Raw genomic sequence first — 1,601 nt, 5'->3', positions numbered from 1 at the left:
CCCCAACGCCATCCCCCACGGCGCCTCCCGTCCTGGACTGCGCCCGCCCGGTGCCCGGGTCGGAGCCGGTGGGGATGGATTATTTTGCCGACGCCCTGTTCATCGGGGACTCCCGCACCGACGGCCTGATGCTGTACAGCGGTATCCAGGGGGCCACGTTTTATTCCTACACCGGTCTGACGGTGTTTGGGGTGGACCAGCCCGGGCTGGTGACGGTGGACGGTAAGGATTGCTCAGTGATGGAGGCCTTGGAGCGGGGACCCCAGTTCCGTAAGATCTACATATCCTTTGGGATGAACGAGCTGGGCTATTACAATGAGGACAACTATCTGACCGCCTTTCGGAGCTTCCTGGACCGGGTGAAGGCGCTCCAGCCTAACGCGGTGATCTATTTGCAGACCCTGGCTCCGGTGAACGAGGAGAAGTGCCTCCAGGGGGGCCAGGCTAGCTGGGTGACCAACAGCCGGGTGACCTACTTCAACGGTCTCTTTACCCGGCTGGCCGGGGAGTGCCGGGTGGCCCTGGTGGATGTGTACACGGCGCTGGCGGGAGCGGACGGTGGGGTGCCCCCGGAGGCTACCGCCGACGGCGTCCATTTTACCAAGCCCTGGTACCAACGCTGGCTGAATTATTTGATGGAGCATACCGTGGCCCCTGAGGCCTACCGGTCGGCTCAGATTTGAAAGGAGATCCTGTTATCATGAAAAAGCTGTTTGCCCGTCTGCTGCCCGGCGTGGTGGCCCTCTGCCTGATGCTCACCGCCTGCGGCGGGGGCGGCTCTTCTGACAAGAGCTATGATCCCAAGACCACTGCCCAGGCTCTGCTGGACTCCGGCGCCTTCTCTGACGCCCTGGATACTCTGGACGCCGATGTGGCCGCCAATATGTACGGCATTGAGGCGGATACCATTACCGACTGCGTGGTGTATGCCTCTCTGTCCATGGGCGCGGAGGAGATCGCCGTGCTCACCCTTACCGATGAAGCTGCCGCCCAGGCAGCAAAGACTGCCCTGGAGAAGCGGGTGGACGACCAGATCACCGCTTTGAAGAGCTACATGCCTGATGAAGTCAGCAAGCTGGAGCACGCCATTGTGGAGCAGTCCGGCAACACCGCTCTGCTGGTGGTGGCCGCTGACGCGGACAAGGCCCAGAGCACCCTGAACAGCCTGAACTGAACCCCGAAGGGCCTGTTGCTTATGCGGCAGGCCCTTTTTTATTACCGGCGCGGAGCAGAAAAAAGTTCTGCCGGCCATCAACTTTTTCCCCGGCCCCGCCGTCTAACAGATACAACCCGCCGGGAAACCTGCCGGACGGGAGAAGATAGATAGATCGAGGTGTGTCCAAGTGTCTACATCCAAGTATCCCAAGCGTTTCAAACGGTCCTCCCAAGGTCCTGGCCTTACTCTGGGACTGCTGGTGGCGGCGGCGGTGGTTTGCCTCTGCCTGTTGCTGATCCCCTCTCTTGGCAAGGGCAGCGCCCCTGCCGCCGCAGATACCCCTTCCCAGGCCTCCCGGGCCTCTTCCACTCCGCAGGCCACAGAGGAGGTCACCCCTGAGGCCACCCCCTCGGCCGCTCAGCCCACCCCTGAGGCGACTCCGTCC

General features: G+C 62.4%; 3 protein-coding genes. All 3 read left to right on the top strand.

All coding sequences use genetic code 11. From position 1 onward, the window contains the following. A partial coding sequence (locus H6B51_RS16955) for a GDSL-type esterase/lipase family protein (protein ID WP_204884771.1) occupies positions 1-683 on the top strand: 683 nt, incomplete at its 5' end. A gap of 17 nt (positions 684-700) precedes the next feature. After that, positions 701-1,174 carry a DUF4358 domain-containing protein gene (locus tag H6B51_RS16950; protein ID WP_204884770.1) on the top strand — a complete coding sequence of 158 codons (474 nt, stop codon included), beginning with the start codon at positions 701-703 and terminating at the stop codon, positions 1,172-1,174. A gap of 169 nt (positions 1,175-1,343) precedes the next feature. Further along, on the top strand, positions 1,344-1,601 hold a 258-nt coding region (locus H6B51_RS16945; protein WP_204884769.1), incomplete at its 3' end, for a hypothetical protein.

Source organism: Pseudoflavonifractor phocaeensis (genome assembly GCF_016901955.1).
GTDB classification, from domain to species: domain Bacteria; phylum Bacillota; class Clostridia; order Oscillospirales; family Oscillospiraceae; genus Flavonifractor; species Flavonifractor phocaeensis_A.
The sequence above is the reverse complement of the archived record's forward strand: the minus strand, read 5'-3'. Positions and strand labels throughout refer to the sequence as shown.